The sequence below is a fragment of the Desemzia sp. FAM 23988 genome (genome assembly GCF_045528365.1).
In the GTDB taxonomy this organism is placed as follows: domain Bacteria; phylum Bacillota; class Bacilli; order Lactobacillales; family Carnobacteriaceae; genus Desemzia.
Genome location: NZ_JBGQQS010000004.1, coordinates 98,307 through 117,892, shown reverse-complemented (window position 1 = coordinate 117,892; position 19,586 = coordinate 98,307). Strand labels below are relative to the sequence as shown.

Here is a 19,586-nt window from a genome sequence, read left to right as displayed (position 1 = left end):
GGAGTTTATATATGATACAGTTGTTAAAATACTTAAAAGCTAAAGATTGGGGAATCGTCTTTATGATTTTCCTGTTTATTGTTGGTCAAGTCTTTTTGGATTTGAAATTACCAGATTATATGTCTGAAATCACTGTTATGGTTCAAACACCAGGTAGTGAAACCAGCGATATTATCCAAACAGGTGGCTACATGATGTTATGTGCCCTAGGAAGTTTGATCGCTGCTATTATTGTGAGCTTTTTTGCCACTAGACTAGCTGCTTCTTTTGCAAAAAATTTAAGAGAAAGATTGTTTGATCAAGTAGAAGGTTTTTCAATGGAAGAAATTAATGGATTTTCAACTTCCAGCTTAATTACTCGTTCAACAAACGATATCACCCAAGTTCAAATGTTTATTGCAATGGGAATGCAAATTCTGTTCAAAGCTCCTATTATGGCTATTTGGGCACTCACTAAGATTTCCAATAAAAACTGGCAATGGACAGCTGCAACAGGAATTACAGTAGTGGCTTTGCTAGCTGTTATTGGAGTTGTAATTGCGTTGGCTCTTCCACGCTTCAAACGTATCCAAACATTAACGGATAATTTGACAGCAGTAACGCGTGAAAACTTGACGGGTATTCGTGTTGTCCGTGCCTATAATGCTGAAGACCATGAAGAAAGTAAATTTGAGACAGCGAATACGGCCTTGAATAAAAATTACTTATTTACGACTCGTACAATGGCTTTAATGGCACCAAGTATGACAGCTGCAATGAATGGATTAAGTTTGGCAATTTATTGGATTGGTGCGTATTTGATTAATGATACGCTGGATATGATGGCGCGCATCACAATTTTTAGTGATATGGTCGTCTTTTCATCTTATGCGATTCAAGTAGTCATGTCATTTGTGATGTTGACTTTTATTTTTATTCTTTTACCAAGAGCGCAAGTTTCTGCTAACCGGATCAATGAAGTATTGACTACCGCTTCATCAATCAATGATGGAACAGTTACAGAAGGAAAAGCGCATTTAGAAGGTGAAGTTGAATTCCGCGGGGTAAGTTTTAAATACCCTGATGCTTCTGAATATGTAATTAAAGATATCAACTTTGTAGCGCATAAAGGAGATACAGTTGCCTTTATTGGATCAACAGGTAGCGGAAAGAGTACGATTTTGAATCTTATACCTCGTTTTTATGATTCAACAGAAGGAGAAATTTTGGTGGATGGCGTAAACGTTAAAGAGTATACGCAAGAAGCTTTACGCAATAAAATCGGATATGTTCCGCAAAAATCTGTCTTGTTCAGCGGCACAATTACATCGAATGTGGCATTTGGAGACAATGGTAAAGGTTCTATCTCAAAAGAGGCTGTTAAGCATGCAATCAATGTAGCCAAAGGGACTGATTTTGTTGAAAAAACAACCGATACGTATGAAGGTCATGTGGCTCAAGGCGGAAACAACTTCTCAGGTGGTCAAAAACAACGTTTGGCCATTGCTAGAGCGATTGCTCGTGATCCAGAGATTTTTATTTTCGATGATTCATTCTCTGCTTTGGACTACAAAACAGACCGCGAATTGCGTTCTCAATTGAAAGAAGAAGCAGGACATGTAACGAACTTGATGGTTGGTCAACGAATCGGAACCATTAAAGATGCTGACACGATCATTGTATTAGATGAAGGTCGCGTTGTTGGAAAAGGAACACATCAAGAATTGCTGGCTACATGCGAAGTCTACCGCGAAATCGCTTATTCTCAGCTATCAGAGGAGGAACTTGCAAATGAGTAAACATGCTGGCAAAGTATCAGGTATGAAACCTAAAAACACAAAACAAACGTACAAAAAACTCCTTGCTTATATCCGTGCGTATTTACCCGTAGTGGTATTTGCGCTAGTATTGGCTATGGGGGCAGCGATCATTTCATTAGTTGGTCCGCACAAGATCAGTGAAATTACAGACTTGATCACAGCTGGACTAGCCGGCGAATTGGATATTGCTGCCATCGAAAAAATCGGATTTCTATTAGTAACGCTGTATGTAATTAGTTTTGTCATCAATTATGTTCAAGGGTTTATTATGGCCACGATCACACAACGGGTATCTAAAAAGCTCAGAACAGATATTTCTGAAAAAATCAATCGTCTGCCGTTAAGCTATTTTGACGGACACAGCATTGGTGATGTCTTGAGTCGTGTGACGAATGACGTCGATATGATCAGCCAAACGATGAACCAAAGTATCAGTTCATTGGTAACAGCTTCAACAATGTTTGTTGGTTCATTGGTTATGATGCTCATCACAAATGTACCAATGGCATTAGCTGCTGTTGTTTCAACTTTGATTGGGTTCGGTTTAATGATTTTGATCGTTAGACATTCTCAACAATTTTTTGGAGCTCAACAAAAAGCTCTAGGTGCCGTTAATGGTCATGTAGAAGAAATTTATTCTGGACACAATGTCGTTAAAGCTTACAATGCTGAACGCGGAGCTAAAGAAACATTTGATCAAATCAACGACGACTTGTATCAAAGTGCTTGGAAATCTCAATTCTTTTCAGGTATCATGATGCCCTTGATGAACTTTATCGGGAACTTCGGTTATGTAGTAGTGAGTATCTTAGGAGCAAGTTTGGCATTGAATGGTCACATTACTTTTGGTGTCATCGTAGCCTTTATGATGTACATTCGTTTATTTACGCAACCTCTATCTCAATTTGCACAAGCGGCTACTAGTCTTCAATCAACAGCTGCAGCTAGTGAACGTGTTTTTGATTTTCTAGGTGAAGATGAATTAGGAGAAGAAACCAACCGTACAGCTCAATTGACAAATGTTCGTGGAGATGTTGAATTTGACCATGTTCACTTTGGTTATACATCGGATAAAACCATCATCAATGACTTCTCAGTAGACATCAAAGCTGGACAAAAAGTGGCTATTGTTGGACCGACCGGAGCTGGGAAAACAACAGTTGTCAACTTATTGATGCGTTTCTACGAAGTGAATAGCGGAGCCATTAAAATAGATGGTATCCCTACTACGCAGATGACCCGCGAAATGGTTCATGATCAATTCTGTATGGTTCTGCAAGATACATGGATCTTTGAAGGAACAGTACGCGACAATATCGTTTATAACGTAAAAGGGGTAACCGATGAACAAGTGGAAGCTGCTTGTAAAGCAGTAGGAATTGATCACTTTATCCATACTCTTCCACATGGTTACGATACTGTATTGGATGATCAAACCAGCTTATCTGCTGGTCAAAAACAATTGATCACGATCGCTCGTGCTATGGTCAAAGATGCTCCGTTATTGATCTTAGATGAAGCAACCAGCTCAGTGGATACACGTACAGAAGTACTGATCCAACAAGCTATGGATAAATTGATGATCGGCCGTACGTCATTTGTTATCGCACACCGTTTGTCTACGATCAGAAACTCTGACGTTATTTTAGTGATGGACAATGGAGATATCATTGAAAAAGGAAACCATGAAGAATTATTGGCAAATGGCGGATTCTACGCTAACTTGTACAATAGTCAGTTTGAAGAAGCTTAAGACAGTTCGGCAGTCGCTGAATAAATAAAATATCATTTGAACAGCACTCCCTGAGTTATTTGCAGAGAGTGCTGTTTTTTTGTATAGCAAAATGAGTTAACATAATATTGTTCGTAGACTTTTTTTTCAAGAGTATCGAAGTTAGTACTGATTCTTTTAAAATGTACTACTGTGGTTTATCGTACCCATAAAATAACCATTCCTTTATCGATTTAGTAATGTTACTCTTTAATTAGTGTTAAAAAGCTTAATTATTCAGGGGGGATAATATGTTTCGAATGGATAAAATCAATGAATTATCAGAAACAGATATGATAATTTATAAATTTATTCTGCAAAATTTGGATAAAGTTCAATTTATGCGGGTAATAGACCTGGCAGAAGCTACGCATGTTTCCAATGCTTCAATCACTAGATTTATTCGAAAAATGGGATATGATTCTTTCGCTGAATTTAGAGTTAAGATGAAAGAGGAAGTTAAACAAAATGAACAAAAAGAGTTAAATAATTTAACAAACAGCATTTATAATTTTCTGGATAATATTGATAATCATGATTTCCAGCAAAAAGTTGATTATATCGTTGAATTGATATTGGAAGGTCGAACTTTGGTCTTCTTAGGAACGGGTTCTTCAGGAATCAATGCTGATTACGGCGCTCGAATATTGTCTAATGTAGGCGTTCCTGCATTTAGTATTAAGGATCCATATTATCCATTTGATTCCTTAATGGGGATTCAATCTGATTTAATTTTTGTTGTCTTATCCGTAACAGGGGAAATGCCTGTAGTGAACGAACTAGTGACTAAACTGCGAAGAAAAGAACAAAATTTTGTCCTGAGCATTACGGGTTCAGCTTCCAGTACTTTAGCAAAATTGTCTAATATGAATTTGACTTATAATTTTGAAAAAGAAGTTATAGGAGATCATTATGTGATGACTTCTTCAGTACCAGTGGTTTATTTAATTGAAATCATTGCAAGGCAAACTTATAAACTGAAGAAAGAAAGAAAATTATGATGATTCGTTCTTTTTCATGTGTGAAAAAAATTTCTTTCTATTGAAAATCAACACAATATTAAAGATACCGCTTTCATTAAAGAGAGAATCCTTTTATAATAAAAGAAATTAAATATAGAAAGGGTTTTCACATATGGATAAATTCTTTGAAGGTTTACAGAATAAGTTAGGTCCAATAGCGTTAAAGTTAAATGAGAACAAATACTTAGCAGCAATACGTGATGGCTTTATGGGAGCTATGTCTCTCTTGATTTTAGGATCGTTATTTTTATTATTTGCCAATTTGCCTATTCCAGGATATGCGGATATGATGGCAAACCTGTTTGGAAACAATTGGGCAACATTTTTCAATGTGCCGTATGATGTAACAATGAACATTATGACATTATTCGTTATTATTGGGCTATCTCGTTCATTAGCTAAAAGTAATGGAATAGATGATTTAGGAGCTGTTCTTTGGGCTCTGATTGGTTTTTTGATTTTAACACCCATTTCGTCATTTGAAGTCAATGAAGCAACTTCTGCATTTCTTCCAATGGCTAACTTTAGTGCAAGTGGACTTTTCTTAGGGATGCTGGCAGCGATATTAGCGGTTGAAATCATGGCTTTCGTCTTGCGCAGAGGGTGGAAAATCACTTTGCCTGAATCAGTTCCCAGCAATGTAGCACGTTCATTTGATGCATTGATTCCTGGGTTGTTCATTATCTTGATTTTTATGCTGATCCGTATGGGCTTTGGTTCAACCGGTTATGAAACAGCTCAAACCTTCATCTTCCAAATCATTCAAACGCCGTTAACTACGATAGGTACAAGCTTGCCGGCAACTGTTCTAGTTATTATCCTTGAAACAATCTTATTTTCTTTTGGTCTTCATGGGCCTAACATCGTAGGTGGAGTTATGCAGCCGATTTGGTTATCTACAATGGCTGAAAATCTAGCAGCTTTCCAAGCTAATTTAGATTTACCGAATATTGTAACTTATCAATTTTATAGCAATTTTATTAAAATGGGTGGTGCTGGAGCTACTGTTGGGCTTGCTCTGTTATGTTTGTTTGCAGCTAAGTCGCAACAATTTAAAACTTTAGGAAAATTAGCGATCGGCCCGTCTATCTTTAATATCAATGAACCATTAATATTTGGATTGCCAATTGTATTAAACCCAGTATTTATCATTCCATTCATTATAACGCCCGTAATTCTTACGATCTTATCTTATATCGTTATGACAACAGGATTGGTGCCTCCGACAAATGGAGTTAATGTACCATGGACAACGCCACCGATTTTTTCAGGATTTCTTGTTTCAGGTTGGCGCGGAGCTTTATGGCAAGTAGTTGAAATTGGTATTTCAACTGCTATCTATTTCCCATTCTTCCGCATGGAGGATCAAAAAGCTTATGCTTTAGAAAAAGGACAATCTGTAGAAGAAGCTTACACAGATTCTATTTAAAAACTTGTTAGAAGCGGATGATATAGAATAATATAAACTGACCCCATAAATAGCAGATAAAGTTGCTGTTAATAGGGTCAGTTTTTTGTATATTATAGATATAATAAAAAACTTATCAAAAGGAATGTCGATATACAACATGGAAAACTTTTAAAACAAAGTATTCTAATACTGTGATCGACTGAATAGAATTAGGAGGAGTAAAAAATGACATTATATAGAAGAAAAGTGCGAAATAAGTCCAAAAAGTCTGGCAATCAAGGTTCGTATGTAAAAAGTATGGTCTATGGCGGGTTAGACGGTATCATTACTACGTTTGCGGTTGTAGCGGGTGTTGTCGGAGGAGCGTTGGATTTGCGAGTGATTATTATTCTTGGTTTTTCAAATTTGCTAGCAGATGGTTTCTCAATGGCAACGGGAGATTTCCTATCCAGCAAGTCAGAAAAAGAGTACGAAGAACATCGTAACCAAATAAAGCAGCAAAAAAATGCTGAACAGTCTCTTGCTGAACACTATCAAAATATCGGTTTAACTCAAGCAGATGCAGCGACTGTGAGTACCATCATGAACCAATACGATGATTCTGTTAAAGAAAAATTGTTTTGTACAGAAGTTGAGAAAGAAGAAGGCAGTCCGATAAAAAATGCTTTAGTAACCTTTACTTCCTTTTTTACTTTTGGGTTAGTACCGTTGTTAGCATATGTTTTTAGCCAATTTATTCCAGGCGTGATCAGTTATTCCTTTTTGCTGGCTTCAGGATTGACGGGTTTGACATTATTTATTTTAGGAGCATTAAAATCTCGGGTAACGCACTCCAATTGGATTAAATCAGGTTTAGAGATGCTGATTATCGGCGGTTTTGCTGCTCTATTCGCTTACTTAGTAGGCTTTTTATTGGGACAATAAATGAAATACAAAAAAGGTATGGTGTCTCTTTTCTGAGAGGCCATACCTTTTTAAATAAAGATCGATTAGTTAGCGTTGTTATCTTCCATCAGTTGCGTATTTTTTTCGATCAGTTCATCAATAGTACCGTCTGCCTGCATTCCTTTTAAAATATCATTTACTGTAGTAAGTAAATCGTCGCTGCCTTTTTGAACCGCTATTGCGGCTTGGTTTGGTTCGCTGCCCAAATCAATTTCGGCTACAGCCAAATCTTCGTTTGATTTAGCGTATTGATTTGCAACAGTTTCTACCATTAAGATACCGTCTACTTTACCAGTAGTTAAAGAAAGAATGGCTGCCCCCCATTTCCCAACGGATTGCAAATAAGAATCTGGGTAGCTTTCTTTTAAGAAATCTTCTTGGATAGTAGCTTTTTGTGTTGCCCATTTCATGTCTTTCAGTGATTCTGGGGAATTGAATTTATCTTGATCTTCTTTTTTGATTAAAACGACATCTTGTGTAGTGACATATACATCTGTAAAATCAACATTTTCAGCTCTTTCAGGAGTAGGATTCATACCAGCAATAACTAAATCGGCTTTCCCTGTAGAAACGGCAGGAATTAAACCGTTAAAGTCCATATCATTGATGACCAGCTCCACCTCCAGTTCATCTGCAATTTTTTGAGCAATATCGATATCAAATCCAACTATTTTATCCTTGCCGTCTTTTACTAAATGCCATTCATAAGGAGGGTAGTCTGCAGAAGTGACCACAACTAATTCACCTTTTTCCTGTATATCAGCAACGGTAGTAGGAGCTGTAGCAGCAGTATCTCCCGTGCCTGTCTCAGCCGCTTCACTATCGCCGCAAGCTGTTAATGCCAAAATACTCATAATCCCTAATAAAGCTTTTACCCAATTCTTTTTCATTTTTTCTTCCCCCTGTTGTCTGTTAAGACTTATTTTTTACAATATTTTTGATAAGAAAGCTTTTGTGCGTTCTTGTTTTGGATCATCAAATAGTTCATCAGGTGTTCCTTGTTCAATGATTTTTCCTTCATCCATAAAAATGACTCGATCTCCAACTTCACGAGCGAAATTCATTTCATGAGTGACAATAACCATCGTCATCCCGCTATTGGCCAAATTTTTCATGACTTGTAAGACTTCACCGACCATTTCTGGGTCTAAAGCCGAAGTAGGTTCATCAAATAACATCATATCTGGTTGCATCGCTAAAGATCTGGCGATAGCAATCCGCTGTTTTTGTCCACCAGAGAGCGAGCTTGGGTAAGCAGCTGCTTTATCTGATAATCCCATACTGTTAAGCAGGTCTTCTGCAATTTGTGTAGCCTCTTGTATGTTCTTTCTTTGGATTTGAGTCGGACCAATCGTAATATTCTCCATGATAGTCAAATGGGGAAACAAGTTGAAATTTTGAAAGACCATCCCTAATTTAGTACGGATAGCATCAATGTTGACTCCTTTCTGATTGATTGTTTGGTTTTCGAAAATGATTTGTCCAGAAGTCGGTTCTTCCAACATATTCAAACAACGTAAGAAAGTGCTTTTCCCAGAACCGGATGGACCGATCACAACAACTACTTCACCATCATGGATTTCTTCAGTAATGCCTTTCAAAACTTCTTTATTGTCATAGGATTTTATGAGTTCAATTGTTTTAATCACTTAGTTGTAACCTCTTTTCATATGTATTAACTATCTTGGAAGCGCCAGTTGTCATAAAGAAATAAAACACAGCCACGATCACATAAGGAAGAAAAGGTGAGAAGGTAGCACCGGCTACCACTTGAGCGTTGTACATTAAGTCGTTCATTCCAACTACGGAAATGATAGAAGACTCTTTAATCAATGTCACAAATTCGTTTCCTAATGTAGGCAAAATGTTTTTTAAGGCTTGCGGGTAAATAATTTTCTGCATAGCTGTTTTGTAGCTCATTCCAATAGATCGTGCAGCTTCCATTTGTCCTTTATCAACGGCTTGTATTCCGGCACGGATGATTTCAGCAATGTAGGCAGCTGAGTTGAGTGCTATAGTAATCACGCCTGACATAAAATCAGGAAGATCAATATTGATCACATACAATCCATAATAGATAATGAACAGTTGCACCAGCATGGGTGTTCCTCTTACCAGTTGGATGTAGGCCGATGCAGGTTTATTCAAAAATGGGTTGTTGGACATTTTTACAATAGCCAACAATGAACCCAGCACCACACCGATGATAATCGAAAAGAAAGATAAAGCTAGGGTATAACCAGCTCCTTTAAAATAAAGGGGCAAATAAGTGAGTAAAGATTCGACAGTCATGAGTACAGAACTCCTTTTCAACTTTATTTTTAGATACAAAAAAACCCGTCTCTTGCGTATAACGCAAGAGACGGGTTAAGTAATTTAATCCGCGGTACCACTCTAGTTGACGTGCGCTCAGGCACATCCACCTCATTATAATAACGCCTGAAATGCGGAAGAAGCTACTTTAAGTTCACCTCTTCATCGGATAAAGTGCGCTTCAACAAGAAATTTTCTGACGGGCTTACACTCTGTCCCGACTCGCTGGGAGAAAAATTCAAGTCTACTCTCTCTATCATAGATTTTAGGATATTTAGTTACAAACGATTTTGCTCACTATTTTCTAATGTTGTTGAATAGTTTTAAACGACTCGTCTATACATTTAAAATATTTTTTATACAAATAAAAAATGAGTGATATATAATTTTTAGCTGATGTATCTTGTTCGTTTTAAATGTTAAAGCTTATATTACACCTTTATTTTAGAAATGCAACTCTTTTATTGCAAAAAACTAATTTAAATAAAATATTCTATAAAATTAATAAAAATTCAATTTAATTTATAAATGACAAAAGGCGATATTTCAGCATTTTCATAATACAGAGAGGCGTTTTCTAATTTTTGAAGAAAAATTATTACTTGATTTTAATCTTTCGGCATATTAAGATGCGTAACAAGTTTAAAAAATCAAAGGAGTGTTGATATGAAAAAAGGGAAAGTCGTTCTTGCTTATTCAGGAGGTTTGGATACGTCAGTTGCAATTAAATGGTTAGTGGATAAAGGTTATGATGTGGTGGCTTGTTGTCTGGATGTAGGTGAAGGAAAAGATTTAGCATTCATAAAAGAAAAGGCCCTTAAAATGGGAGCAGCGGCTTCTTACACGATTGACGCTAAAGAAGAATTTGCAAAAGATTTTGCTCTGGTTGCTTTACAAGCCCATACGCTTTATGAAGGCAAATACCCTTTGATTTCGGCTTTATCGCGTCCGTTAATTGCTAAAAAGCTGGTAGAAGTTGCCTTGCAAGAAGATGCGATCGCTGTTGCTCACGGATGTACGGGAAAAGGGAATGACCAAGTGCGTTTTGAAGTGGCTATCAACTCTTTAGCGCCAGAATTAACGGTTCTTTCTCCGGTTCGTGACTGGAAATGGTCGCGTGAAGAAGAAATTGACTACGCTGTTCAACACAATATTCCGGTTCCAATCGATTTGGATAATCCGTTCTCTATTGACCAAAATCTCTGGGGAAGAAGTAATGAGTGTGGTATTTTAGAAGACCCGTGGGCTACACCGCCAGAAGCAGCTTATGAATTGACGACTAGTTTAGACTATACACCGGATACGGCAGATACGATTGAGATTGAGTTTGAAGCCGGAGTGCCAGCAGCGATTGATGGAGTCCCTTATTCATTAGCAGAACTCATTGAAAAAATAAACAAAGTTGCCGGAAAACACGGCATCGGGCGCATCGACCATATCGAAAACAGACTGGTAGGAATCAAATCTCGTGAAGTCTACGAAGCACCTGGTGCATTGACGTTGATGACAGCTCATAAAGAATTGGAAGATTTAAACTTTGTAAAAGATATTGCTCATTTTAAACCACTGATTGAACAAAAATTGGCTGAGATGTTGTACAACGGTTTGTGGTATAACCCGTTAACAGAAAGTTTGATAGCCTTTTTGAAATCGACACAACAATACGTAAACGGAACAGTGCGTGTCAGATTGTTCAAAGGCCACGCAATCGTTGAAGGAAGAAAATCGCCTAATTCGTTGTACAACGAAAAGCTGGCTACTTATACAGCTGAAGACGCCTTTGACCAAGAAGCAGCCGTTGGATTTATCAAGTTGTGGGGCTTGCCAACGAAAACCCATGCTGAAGTCAATCACCCGGTGTTGGTGAAAAAGGTATGAAAAAGTTATGGGGAGGCCGTTTTGAAGGCGAAAATGTAAAATGGATCGATGAATTTGGCGCTTCAATTGAGGTGGACCAAATTCTAGCGGAAGAAGATATCCGGGGAAGTTTAGCCCATGTAAACATGCTGGCTAAAACAGGGATTTTAACGGCTGATGAGGCTAAAGAGATTACTCGTGGTTTAGAGAGCCTGCTGACAAAATACCGAGACCACGAATTGGTGTTTTCAGTTGAGAATGAGGATATCCATTTAAACATCGAAATGCTTTTGCATAAAGAAATTGGACCAGTAGCAGGAAAACTGCACACGGCACGTAGTCGTAATGACCAAGTAGCGACGGATATGCATCTGTATTTGAAAAAAGCAGTGAACGAAATCATTGATTCACTGGTTCATTTGCAATCGGTAGTTGTAACGAAAGCGGACCAACATGTAGAAACGATTTTACCCGGCTATACCCACTTGCAGCACGCACAACCGATTTCTTTTGCATATCATTTATTGGCGTATTTCAACATGTTCAAACGAGATCATGAGCGCTACGAAGAAAGCATGTCTCGCATCGACTTGTCTCCTCTAGGCGCAGCGGCTTTAGCGGGCACAACCTTTCCAATAGACCGGCACTATGCTGCAGAACAATTAGGGTTTTCGGATATTTATACAAATAGTCTTGATGCTGTCAGTGACCGCGATTTTATTGTAGAATTCCTTTCAAACAGCAGTTTATTAATGATGCACTTGTCGCGTTTTTGTGAAGAAATCATTCTATGGACGAGTCATGAATACCAATTCGTCGTTTTATCGGATACTTATTCAACCGGCAGCTCGATTATGCCGCAAAAGAAAAATCCGGATATGGCTGAATTGATTCGGGGGAAAACTGGGCGCGTATATGGGAACCTGGTTTCTTTGCTGACAACGATGAAAAGCTTGCCGCTAGCTTACAATAAAGATTTACAAGAGGATAAAGAAGGCATGTTTGACACTGTCCAGACGGTGAAAGAGTGTTTGCGCGTTTTTGCTGGGATGTTGGAAACCATGGAAGTCAGAGAAAATAACATGCTGGAAGCCACGACGAAAGATTTCTCTAACGCAACCGAATTAGCGGATTATTTGAGCACAAAAGGGATTCCGTTTCGCGAAGCACACGAAATCGTCGGCAAATTGGTCCTGGACTGCTTGAAAAAAGGCATTTATTTGCAAGATGTTTCGTTGGTAGATTACCAAGCCATTGCACCTGAAATCATGGAAGATGTCTATCCGCTATTGGATTCCCGGGCTGCAGTAGCGAGACGCAATTCAGTTGGCGGAACTGGATTTGAACAAATTCGCTATCAAATTGAACAAGCAAAAAAGGGATTAATTTAGGTACGAATTATTTGCTTAACCAACATCTTAGCTCTAAACTGGAAGCGAAAGTTATCAAAAGGAGAGAAGGTAAGGATATGTTAAAAGATTCATACCCCTATTTTATTTTCAATGGAAATGCGGATGAAGCGATTCGTTTTTATGCAGCTGTTTTTGAAGCCAAAGTGTTGGACAGCACTAAGTTTAAAGAGATGCCGATCAATCCAGATGAACCTCCTATCCCTGATGCCGCAAAAGAATTGATTATGAATGCGACGATTCAGTTGCCCAATGAGTCTTATATCATGTTTTCGGATAATTTTCCGGGAACCCCGTATACTGTAGGCACTAATGTGTCATTGACTTTAATTTATGAGGACCCTGAAGAAACACGAGCCGTTTTCGACAAATTAAAAGTGGATGGCAAGATTGAGATGGAGTTGCAAGAAACTTTTTGGAGTCCGTTGTATGGGAATCTATTTGATAAATTTGGTATTCAATGGCAAGTATCGACTCTTGATGCAGAAGACGTTAATTAAATAAAAGTAAATTAACTTAAAAAAGCTAGGACAGCTCAGTACTGTGCTCTAGCTTTTTTAACGTTTTATCACTTTTCTTTCAAACAGAGAGAGGGTACTGAAAAGGTTTTCAAGTACCGTAAAGAGCTTTCGAACAGAGAGATACGGTAGTGAGAAGGTTTTCAAATACCATAAAGAGCTTTTGAATAGAGAGGTATGGTACTAAGAAGGTTTTCAAGTACCATAAAGAGCTTTTGAACAGAGAGATATGGTACTAAGAAGGTTTTCAAGTACCATAAAGAGCTTTCAAACAGAGAGATATGGTACTAAGAAGGTTTTCAAGTACCATAAAGTGCTTTCCAATAGAGAGGTATGGTACTTTCTAAAAACAAGACCACTCCTTATTGCCGCAGAAGTAGGGCGAAAGGGGTGGTCTTATATTGCTGTTGCTAGATGGAAATTGGGTTGGAACTAGAAAATCGATGCTTGCATTACTCGTCTTGATTTTCAGATTCATCTCCAGATTTACTATGTTTATCTGATTTGGAACCCATTGCCGCTCCAAATGCAGCACCAAGAGCGATTCCTATAGCTATACCTACACCTAAATTATCAAACAGTATTCCAAATACTACTCCAAAAGAAACACCAAGAGACATACCTATTCCAGTAGAATTAGACGAAGACCGATTAGGCTTTTCTTCCATTTTGAAAACTCCTTTGTGTGGGCTTTTCATCAATTTGGAGACAAAAAAACGTTATTTGATTAGTTGTGAAGTGTTACTTTTTGCATTTGAATAATTTTAACCCTAATACCGCAATACTCGTAATAGCCACGGTTGTTAATACAGGATGCTTTTGAGCTTTTACGTAATAACTTCTTTTACGAATCCAGCCTTTATTGGTTCCTCGTTCATGGAGTCCATAGCCTGCTTTGTATAAGCTGCTTTCGTCTTGTGGTTTAGAAGGGCGGTCTCTATATTGAGATGGATACACGACTTCTTCAACAAATCGATCCGTAAAGCGAGGGAAAAAATCATTTAATACAGCAGTGAGTTTCGACATCCCACCAACATACATATCTCTTTTAGGTTTTTGAGCTGCAAATAAAATCGCTTCGGCCACAGCTTCTGGCGGATAAACGATTCCTAAATGAGAAGGTTGATTCGGTATATAACTATGAGCATGTTCTGTATAAGGCGTGTCGGTTTTATAGGGATGAATCAATGTAACCGAAATAGGCAAGTGTTCTTTTTCGAACACCATGCGGATACTGTCGGTCCAACCGTGCACAGCAAATTTAGAAGTTGCATAAATAGACTGCATCACGGAAGACTTATCCCCAAATACGGAGCCCACATTGATGATAGCACTTGGTGTTCTGGTGTCTTTAAAATGTTTAGCGGCTGCTCTAGAGCCGTAAACGGTACCCCAAAAGTCGGTTTCGAACATTTGCTTCATATCCGGAATACTGATTTCTGTACCGTGGCCATAAATGGCTACACCTGCGTTATTTACCCAAGTATCAAAATGGTCAAACTCTTCAATGGCTTTCTCCGCAATTCGATCAACATCTTCTTCTTTTGAAACGTCAGCAGTGACATAGATGGCAGTTTGACCTTTGGCAGTCAACTCATCTACAAGTTTTTTTAAAGCCTCTTCATTTCGTGCTGCAGCAACTACTTTTGCTCCTTTAGCAGCGGCCATTCTTGCCGTTACCAACCCAATTCCGCTTGATGCTCCGGTGATGACAATAACTTGATCTGCTACTTTTTTCAAATTCAATTTTAGATTATTTGAAGGCATTTTGCTTTCCATTTTGTCTGATGACATCATTATTCCTCCTCATTTAAGTCCACGATCAATCAGTGACAACAAACGAATTTCTTCCAAATAGCAATGAAGTACCTGAAGAATTCTATCCTTATCTCTTATCATAATGAAGCGGGTAACGAGAATGCAAAAATAATGTTTTAGACAACGAAAAACCTCCAAAAATCAGCTAGCCGATTTTTGGAGGTTAGGTTTAGTTTTTTTAGAATTAACCTTTAACGATGTTTACTGCTTGTAATCCACGGTTACCTTCTTCAATATCAAAAGAAACTGTTTCGCCTTCTTCTAATGTTTTGAAACCGTCTGTTTGGATTGCTGAGAAGTGTGCGAATAAATCTTCTTCGCCTTCACGTTCGATGAAACCAAAACCTTTATCTGCATTAAACCATTTAACTGTACCTTTATTCATAACTAAATTCCTCCATTTATATGTGCTTATAGCACGTTGTATTTGCAATATTTCATTTAAAAAAACAACAGGGAATTTAGACATAATAATGAATAAAACTACCAATTAATTTGTTTAAAAAATCTACTACAAGAATTAGTATATCCTGTTATTTAAGATAAGTAAAGCTTTATCGACTCAATGTTTATTTTTGAGGTGAACAAAAAAGACATAATTATCAAAAGATGGATACCTAATGGTTTTATTTGGGAAATTGCTTACAACATAAATTGCTGTCTGTCATTAAAGAAACTTTTATACGCTAAAAAGGATGCAATATAAGAAGACAAGCTGGTTGTAGCTACAATCATAAAGGTAACCATAATTTGATACATGATAGCAGTTGTAGGTACCGTTCCCGCAAATATCAGACCGGACATCATTCCGGGAAGAGTGACGATTCCAATAGTTTTAGCTGAATCCAAGGAAGGTTGCATCCCTGATTTGATTGTCTCACGTAAAATAGAACGAGAAGCTTGGTTTGGTGTTGCCCCTAAGGATAACATTTCCAATATTTGTTGACGCTGGTCTCGAAACAACGTATTTAAATTCCGATAGCACAATCCGATAGTCGTCATGGCTGTTCCGCAAATCATACCCGCGATAGGGACAATTTGAGAAGGGATAAATTCTATAGAACCAGATAATACTAATACCACCAGAGTCAAAATAATCGTTGAGAAAATGGCGATCATAGAAATTTTGAATGAATTGGGGATATGGTTGCTGCGCTTATGAGCGTTCCAAGAGGCATTAAACGCAATAACCAAAACCAGCGCGACAGTGACAATAGGGTTGTCAAAGCCGAACAAGTACGTTAAAGCGTAACCTACAGCCACCAATTGAATGACTGCACGCGTAATGCTATACAAAATTTCTTTAGCCGTTCCCAACTTTTCTTTATAAGAAATAAAGACGCCCACTAATACCAGCGCAAAACTCAATGCAATCGTACCTGGACTAATTTGCAGATTCATTTACACGTCCTCCTTTATCAACCATTTTCCCTGCTACAATATGTATGTGTTTATCCGCAAGAGCAGCTTCTGCTTCGTTGTGGCTGATCATTAAAATCGTCATCTCGGTTTTTTGGCGCATATCATGGAGCCATTTCCAGATGATTTGTCGATTTTCATCATCTAACGCACTAGTGACTTCATCTAGCAACAAAATTTTAGGTTGGAAGAGAACGTTGCGGATTAGAGCAATCCGTTGTTTTTCTCCACCAGATAAACTAGTGATGGGTTTGTTCAAATAGTCTTCAGGTAATCCAACGGTTTTTAAATAGTCCACAGCCTTAGCTTCATCAAACTCCACTTGACGAATGACGTAGGGAAAAGCCAAGTTCTCTTTGACCGTTTCTCCAAATAAAACCGGAGATTGGAAACAATAAGAAACTTCTTTACGGTATTCTGTGGGCTCATAGGATTCAATAGGATGGCCATTGTAAAGAATTTCTCCACTGGTTTTAGACAAGACAGTAGCAATAATCTTTAAAAGCGTGCTTTTTCCACTTCCAGAGGGCCCAGTAATCGATAGAAAGTCGCCTTCTTCTATAGTGAACTGGATGTCTTCGAGTATTTTTTTATCTGTTGCTTGAAAAGACAGGTTTTTGATTTCCAATAAGGACATATTTTTTTAATCTCCTTTACAATATTGTATGTAGTTTATCGTAACACTATTTGGTGAAAAGAGGGAGGTTTTCACCTAAAAAAGTATTGGGATTTGTGTGGATGATAAATTGACACTCCTATTTTTAAAAGGTAGACTTATTTCGTGAGTTTAAATCGCTTACAATTACATTTCAGGAGGAATGGCAATGAAGAAAATGGGCGTCTCAATCTATCCAGCAAAAAGTACATATGAAAAGGACAAAGAGTATTTAGATTTAGTACATCAATACGGATTTAAGCGTATTTTTACCAGTTTGCTTGAAATAACTGGAGATACAGAAGAAGTGGTCAATAAATTTAAGAAAATCATTGAGTATGGAAATTCATTGGGAATGGAAACGGTTGTCGATATCAATCCTGGATTATTTGAACAATTAAATGTCAGCTATGATGATCTAACGTTTTTTAGCGATTTAGGAGCTACGGCTGTGCGATTGGATTTAGGTTTTACTGGGGCTGAAGAAGCGCGAATGACCAAAAATCCTTTTAATCTTCAAATTGAAGTGAACATGAGCAGCGGAACAAAATACATTGACAATATCATGAGCTACAAGCCAAATAAAGAAAACCTGACAGCCTCACACAACTTTTACCCACAGAAGTATTCAGGATTGTCTCAAGCTCATTTTGAAAAAACGACTGCACAATATACGGTTTACCGCTTGAATACAGCGGCTTTTGTGACTTCACAAGTAGGAGAATTAGGTCCTTGGCCAGTACAGACAGGGCTCTGCAGCTTAGAACAACACCGTTCCTTATCTATCCGTACACAAGTCAATCACTATCGTTTGATGGATACGATCGATGATTTACTGATTGGAAACGGGTATGCTTCCCCAGAAGAATTAAAAGCCATGTCTGAAGCTTTTATGAATTCGCATGCGGAATTGGAAATTGCGTTTGAACCCGATGTGACGGATTTAGAAAAGAAAGTGATTCTAGATGAAGTGCACCAATATAGAGGAGACCGTTCTGAATACATGATTCGTTCTTCTATGACACGTGTAAAATACAAAGCTGAAGATTTCCCAGTCCATGCTACTGCGGAAACGAAAAAAGGCGACGTATTGATTTGCAACAACAACTTTGGGCAATACAAAGGGGAGACGCAAATCGCGCTGAAATCGATGGAAGACGATGAAACACGAAATATCGTTGCCAAATTAACTCCGGAATCCATTTTCTTGCTGGATTATTTAGAACCTTGGTCAAGTTTCAAATTTATTGAAGCTCAATAAAAAGGGGGAATTCACATGTTGGAAAAAATCGAGGCGATTGCGGGCAGAATAGCTGCGCAACGGCATTTGAAATCGTTGCGTGATGGGATTGTTTTAGGGATGCCGCTTATCATTATCGGGTCCATTTTCTTAGTATTAGGAAATTTGCCATTTGAAGGCTATCCCGAGATGTTGGCTGAAGCAGGTATTTCGGATTGGATCAACAAAATTGTGAATGGGTCATTTGGCTTGATGGCTTTAGTGGCCGTATTTGGAATTGCGAACAGTTTAGCGAGGTACTACGATGTTGATGGCGTTTCAGCAGGGATTATAGCGTTATCTGCTTTTGTCATTGTGTCGCCTGATTTAGCGACAGATGTGGGTACAGGAGTGAATTATACTTATCTAGGCAGTACTGGTTTGTTTGTAGCCATTGTGGTTGGGTTAACAGCTGCAGAAATTTTCCGTTTCTTTGTCCAAAAAAATTGGACCATCAAAATGCCGGAAGGAGTTCCGCCTGCAGTGGCTAAATCATTTGCAGCGATTCTTCCCGGACTAATGGTCATTCTCTTTTGGGGTGCGATTTACATTCTGCTCGACCTCAATGGTGGAAATATCCATGATGTGTTGACGCTTATTTTAGGAAAACCTCTAGGGGCTATCGGGAGTTCGTTGTGGGGAACTTTAGTTATGGTTGCCATCAACTCGTTATTTTGGTTTGTGGGCATTCATGGAGCGAATACAACCAACCCGCTGATTCAACCGATTTGGTTGCAAAATACAGATGCGAACCGTTTGGCCTTTCAAGCAGGGGAAGAGTTGCCGAACATTATCACGAATGAATTCATGATGAATTTTGTGTGGATGGGCGGCGGGGGAGCAACGATAGGATTGGCTATTTGTTTATTTGCTTTCACGAAAAGCAAACAAAATAAAGCCATGGGTAAATTATCGATCGCACCAGGAATCTTTAACATCAACGAACCCATTTTATTTGGATTTCCGGTGGTGTTGAACTTTAAATTATTGGTACCTTTCATTTTAGCGCCGGTAGCTACAGCATTGATTACTTATTTTGCGATGGCAACAGGTCTAGTAGCTAAGACGGTTGGAATAGCAGTGCCGTGGACAATGCCGCCAATCATCAGCGGTTATTTAGCTACAGGTGGGGCGATTAGTGGAGCTGTGCTTCAAATCATTACGTTAGCCGTCACAGTTGCGATTTATTATCCGTTCGTGCGTTCCATGGATAAGGCTCAGTTGAAACAAGAAAGTGAGACGGAGACTGCGGATGCTTTAATCGATTAAGAAAGACAGTAAAAAACCGAATGAGCTATTGGAGTAACTAAGGTAAATATCCGCTCAAAAATAACTACAGCTTCCACGACCTGTTTTTATCTAGGCCTTGG

General features: G+C 38.3%; 18 protein-coding genes and 1 other annotated feature. Of the genes, 10 read left to right on the top strand and 8 right to left on the bottom strand.

The window, feature by feature from the left end; genetic code table 11:
* The first annotated feature begins 11 nt into the window (after nt 1–11).
* The 5 genes from ACEN4L_RS03955 to ACEN4L_RS03935 all read left to right on the top strand — a co-directional run bounded on the left by ACEN4L_RS03955 (nt 12) and on the right by ACEN4L_RS03935 (nt 6,927).
* Nucleotides 12–1,778, top strand: a complete 1,767-nt coding sequence (locus tag ACEN4L_RS03955; protein ID WP_407096047.1) for an ABC transporter ATP-binding protein — start codon at nt 12–14, stop codon at nt 1,776–1,778.
* 22 nt (nt 1,779–1,800) lie between these two features.
* Nucleotides 1,801–3,552 (top strand): ABC transporter ATP-binding protein, encoded by a 1,752-nt coding sequence (locus ACEN4L_RS03950; protein ID WP_407096089.1) that lies wholly within the window; start codon nt 1,801–1,803, stop codon nt 3,550–3,552.
* 269 nt (nt 3,553–3,821) lie between these two features.
* A complete protein-coding gene (locus ACEN4L_RS03945; protein ID WP_407096046.1) occupies nt 3,822–4,571 on the top strand; it encodes a MurR/RpiR family transcriptional regulator in 750 nt (249 codons plus the stop codon).
* Nucleotides 4,572–4,704: 133 nt separating this feature from the next.
* On the top strand, nt 4,705–6,021 hold the full coding sequence (locus ACEN4L_RS03940; protein WP_407096045.1) for a PTS sugar transporter subunit IIC: 1,317 nt from the start codon (nt 4,705–4,707) through the stop codon (nt 6,019–6,021).
* A gap of 207 nt (nt 6,022–6,228) precedes the next feature.
* Nucleotides 6,229–6,927 carry a VIT1/CCC1 transporter family protein gene (locus ACEN4L_RS03935; protein WP_407096044.1) on the top strand — a complete coding sequence of 233 codons (699 nt, stop codon included), beginning with the start codon at nt 6,229–6,231 and terminating at the stop codon, nt 6,925–6,927.
* Nucleotides 6,928–6,992: 65 nt separating this feature from the next.
* Here ACEN4L_RS03935 and ACEN4L_RS03930 read toward each other — a convergent pair whose 3' ends face one another.
* Genes ACEN4L_RS03930 through ACEN4L_RS03920 form a run of 3 tightly spaced genes read right to left on the bottom strand, consistent with a single transcriptional unit; the run spans nt 6,993 to nt 9,240 of the window.
* On the bottom strand, nt 6,993–7,838 hold the full coding sequence (locus ACEN4L_RS03930) for a transporter substrate-binding domain-containing protein (protein ID WP_407096043.1): 846 nt from the start codon (nt 7,836–7,838) through the stop codon (nt 6,993–6,995).
* A gap of 36 nt (nt 7,839–7,874) precedes the next feature.
* Nucleotides 7,875–8,597 carry an amino acid ABC transporter ATP-binding protein gene (locus tag ACEN4L_RS03925; protein WP_407096042.1) on the bottom strand — a complete coding sequence of 241 codons (723 nt, stop codon included), beginning with the start codon at nt 8,595–8,597 and terminating at the stop codon, nt 7,875–7,877.
* Nucleotides 8,590–9,240 carry an amino acid ABC transporter permease gene (locus tag ACEN4L_RS03920; RefSeq protein ID WP_407096041.1) on the bottom strand — a complete coding sequence of 217 codons (651 nt, stop codon included), beginning with the start codon at nt 9,238–9,240 and terminating at the stop codon, nt 8,590–8,592. Before ACEN4L_RS03920 ends, ACEN4L_RS03925 begins: the two co-directional genes overlap by 8 nt.
* A 63-nt stretch (nt 9,241–9,303) precedes the next feature.
* Nucleotides 9,304–9,530 (bottom strand) — a binding site (T-box leader).
* Between the two features lie 397 nt (nt 9,531–9,927).
* Here ACEN4L_RS03920 and ACEN4L_RS03915 point away from each other — a divergent pair.
* The 3 genes from ACEN4L_RS03915 (at nt 9,928) to ACEN4L_RS03905 (ending at nt 13,027) form a co-directional block, all read left to right on the top strand.
* A complete protein-coding gene (locus ACEN4L_RS03915; protein ID WP_407096040.1) occupies nt 9,928–11,139 on the top strand; it encodes an argininosuccinate synthase in 1,212 nt (403 codons plus the stop codon).
* Nucleotides 11,136–12,509, top strand: a complete 1,374-nt coding sequence (gene argH / locus ACEN4L_RS03910) for an argininosuccinate lyase (RefSeq protein WP_407096039.1) — start codon at nt 11,136–11,138, stop codon at nt 12,507–12,509. Before ACEN4L_RS03915 ends, argH begins: the two co-directional genes overlap by 4 nt.
* Before the next feature lie 77 nt (nt 12,510–12,586).
* Nucleotides 12,587–13,027 (top strand): VOC family protein, encoded by a 441-nt coding sequence (locus tag ACEN4L_RS03905; RefSeq protein ID WP_407096038.1) that lies wholly within the window; start codon nt 12,587–12,589, stop codon nt 13,025–13,027.
* Nucleotides 13,028–13,497: 470 nt separating this feature from the next.
* On the opposite strand, the gene ACEN4L_RS03900 is transcribed toward ACEN4L_RS03905, so the two are convergent.
* The 5 genes from ACEN4L_RS03900 to ACEN4L_RS03880 all read right to left on the bottom strand — a co-directional run bounded on the left by ACEN4L_RS03900 (nt 13,498) and on the right by ACEN4L_RS03880 (nt 16,919).
* Complete coding sequence (locus tag ACEN4L_RS03900) at nt 13,498–13,713, bottom strand: glycine zipper family protein (RefSeq protein ID WP_407096037.1); 216 nt, start codon at nt 13,711–13,713, stop codon at nt 13,498–13,500.
* A gap of 73 nt (nt 13,714–13,786) precedes the next feature.
* Nucleotides 13,787–14,839, bottom strand: coding sequence for an SDR family oxidoreductase (locus ACEN4L_RS03895; protein WP_407096036.1), 1,053 nt, complete (start codon nt 14,837–14,839; stop codon nt 13,787–13,789).
* Nucleotides 14,840–15,047: 208 nt separating this feature from the next.
* Complete coding sequence (locus ACEN4L_RS03890) at nt 15,048–15,248, bottom strand: cold-shock protein (RefSeq protein WP_407096035.1); 201 nt, start codon at nt 15,246–15,248, stop codon at nt 15,048–15,050.
* A 257-nt stretch (nt 15,249–15,505) separates the two neighbouring features.
* Nucleotides 15,506–16,264 carry an ABC transporter permease gene (locus ACEN4L_RS03885; RefSeq protein ID WP_407096034.1) on the bottom strand — a complete coding sequence of 253 codons (759 nt, stop codon included), beginning with the start codon at nt 16,262–16,264 and terminating at the stop codon, nt 15,506–15,508.
* On the bottom strand, nt 16,248–16,919 hold the full coding sequence (locus ACEN4L_RS03880) for an ATP-binding cassette domain-containing protein (RefSeq protein ID WP_407096033.1): 672 nt from the start codon (nt 16,917–16,919) through the stop codon (nt 16,248–16,250). The genes ACEN4L_RS03885 and ACEN4L_RS03880 overlap by 17 nt, the downstream gene beginning before the upstream one ends.
* A gap of 187 nt (nt 16,920–17,106) precedes the next feature.
* Here ACEN4L_RS03880 and ACEN4L_RS03875 point away from each other — a divergent pair, with 187 nt between their 5' ends.
* Together ACEN4L_RS03875 and celB are read left to right on the top strand one after the other, a co-directional pair.
* On the top strand, nt 17,107–18,198 hold the full coding sequence (locus tag ACEN4L_RS03875) for a DUF871 domain-containing protein (protein WP_407096032.1): 1,092 nt from the start codon (nt 17,107–17,109) through the stop codon (nt 18,196–18,198).
* Between the two features lie 15 nt (nt 18,199–18,213).
* A complete protein-coding gene (gene celB / locus ACEN4L_RS03870) occupies nt 18,214–19,485 on the top strand; it encodes a PTS cellobiose transporter subunit IIC (RefSeq protein ID WP_407096031.1) in 1,272 nt (423 codons plus the stop codon).
* Nucleotides 19,486–19,586: the final 101 nt, after the last annotated feature.

What these genes read in the sequence shown, in the direction of transcription:
- ACEN4L_RS03940 (WP_407096045.1), top strand. Translation starts at nt 4,705, where the DNA reads ATGGATAAATTCTTTGAAGGTTTACAGAATAAGTTAGGTCCAATAGCG.
- ACEN4L_RS03945 (WP_407096046.1), top strand. Translation starts at nt 3,822, where the DNA reads ATGTTTCGAATGGATAAAATCAATGAATTATCAGAAACAGATATGATA.
- ACEN4L_RS03905 (WP_407096038.1), top strand. Translation starts at nt 12,587, where the DNA reads ATGTTAAAAGATTCATACCCCTATTTTATTTTCAATGGAAATGCGGAT.
- ACEN4L_RS03875 (WP_407096032.1), top strand. Translation starts at nt 17,107, where the DNA reads ATGAAGAAAATGGGCGTCTCAATCTATCCAGCAAAAAGTACATATGAA.
- ACEN4L_RS03890 (WP_407096035.1), bottom strand. Translation starts at nt 15,248, where the DNA reads ATGAATAAAGGTACAGTTAAATGGTTTAATGCAGATAAAGGTTTTGGT.
- ACEN4L_RS03895 (WP_407096036.1), bottom strand. Translation starts at nt 14,839, where the DNA reads ATGTCATCAGACAAAATGGAAAGCAAAATGCCTTCAAATAATCTAAAA.
- ACEN4L_RS03880 (WP_407096033.1), bottom strand. Translation starts at nt 16,919, where the DNA reads ATGTCCTTATTGGAAATCAAAAACCTGTCTTTTCAAGCAACAGATAAA.
- ACEN4L_RS03955 (WP_407096047.1), top strand. Translation starts at nt 12, where the DNA reads ATGATACAGTTGTTAAAATACTTAAAAGCTAAAGATTGGGGAATCGTC.
- celB (WP_407096031.1), top strand. Translation starts at nt 18,214, where the DNA reads ATGTTGGAAAAAATCGAGGCGATTGCGGGCAGAATAGCTGCGCAACGG.
- ACEN4L_RS03900 (WP_407096037.1), bottom strand. Translation starts at nt 13,713, where the DNA reads ATGGAAGAAAAGCCTAATCGGTCTTCGTCTAATTCTACTGGAATAGGT.
- ACEN4L_RS03915 (WP_407096040.1), top strand. Translation starts at nt 9,928, where the DNA reads ATGAAAAAAGGGAAAGTCGTTCTTGCTTATTCAGGAGGTTTGGATACG.
- ACEN4L_RS03920 (WP_407096041.1), bottom strand. Translation starts at nt 9,240, where the DNA reads ATGACTGTCGAATCTTTACTCACTTATTTGCCCCTTTATTTTAAAGGA.
- ACEN4L_RS03935 (WP_407096044.1), top strand. Translation starts at nt 6,229, where the DNA reads ATGACATTATATAGAAGAAAAGTGCGAAATAAGTCCAAAAAGTCTGGC.
- ACEN4L_RS03885 (WP_407096034.1), bottom strand. Translation starts at nt 16,264, where the DNA reads ATGAATCTGCAAATTAGTCCAGGTACGATTGCATTGAGTTTTGCGCTG.
- argH (WP_407096039.1), top strand. Translation starts at nt 11,136, where the DNA reads ATGAAAAAGTTATGGGGAGGCCGTTTTGAAGGCGAAAATGTAAAATGG.
- ACEN4L_RS03950 (WP_407096089.1), top strand. Translation starts at nt 1,801, where the DNA reads ATGAAACCTAAAAACACAAAACAAACGTACAAAAAACTCCTTGCTTAT.
- ACEN4L_RS03930 (WP_407096043.1), bottom strand. Translation starts at nt 7,838, where the DNA reads ATGAAAAAGAATTGGGTAAAAGCTTTATTAGGGATTATGAGTATTTTG.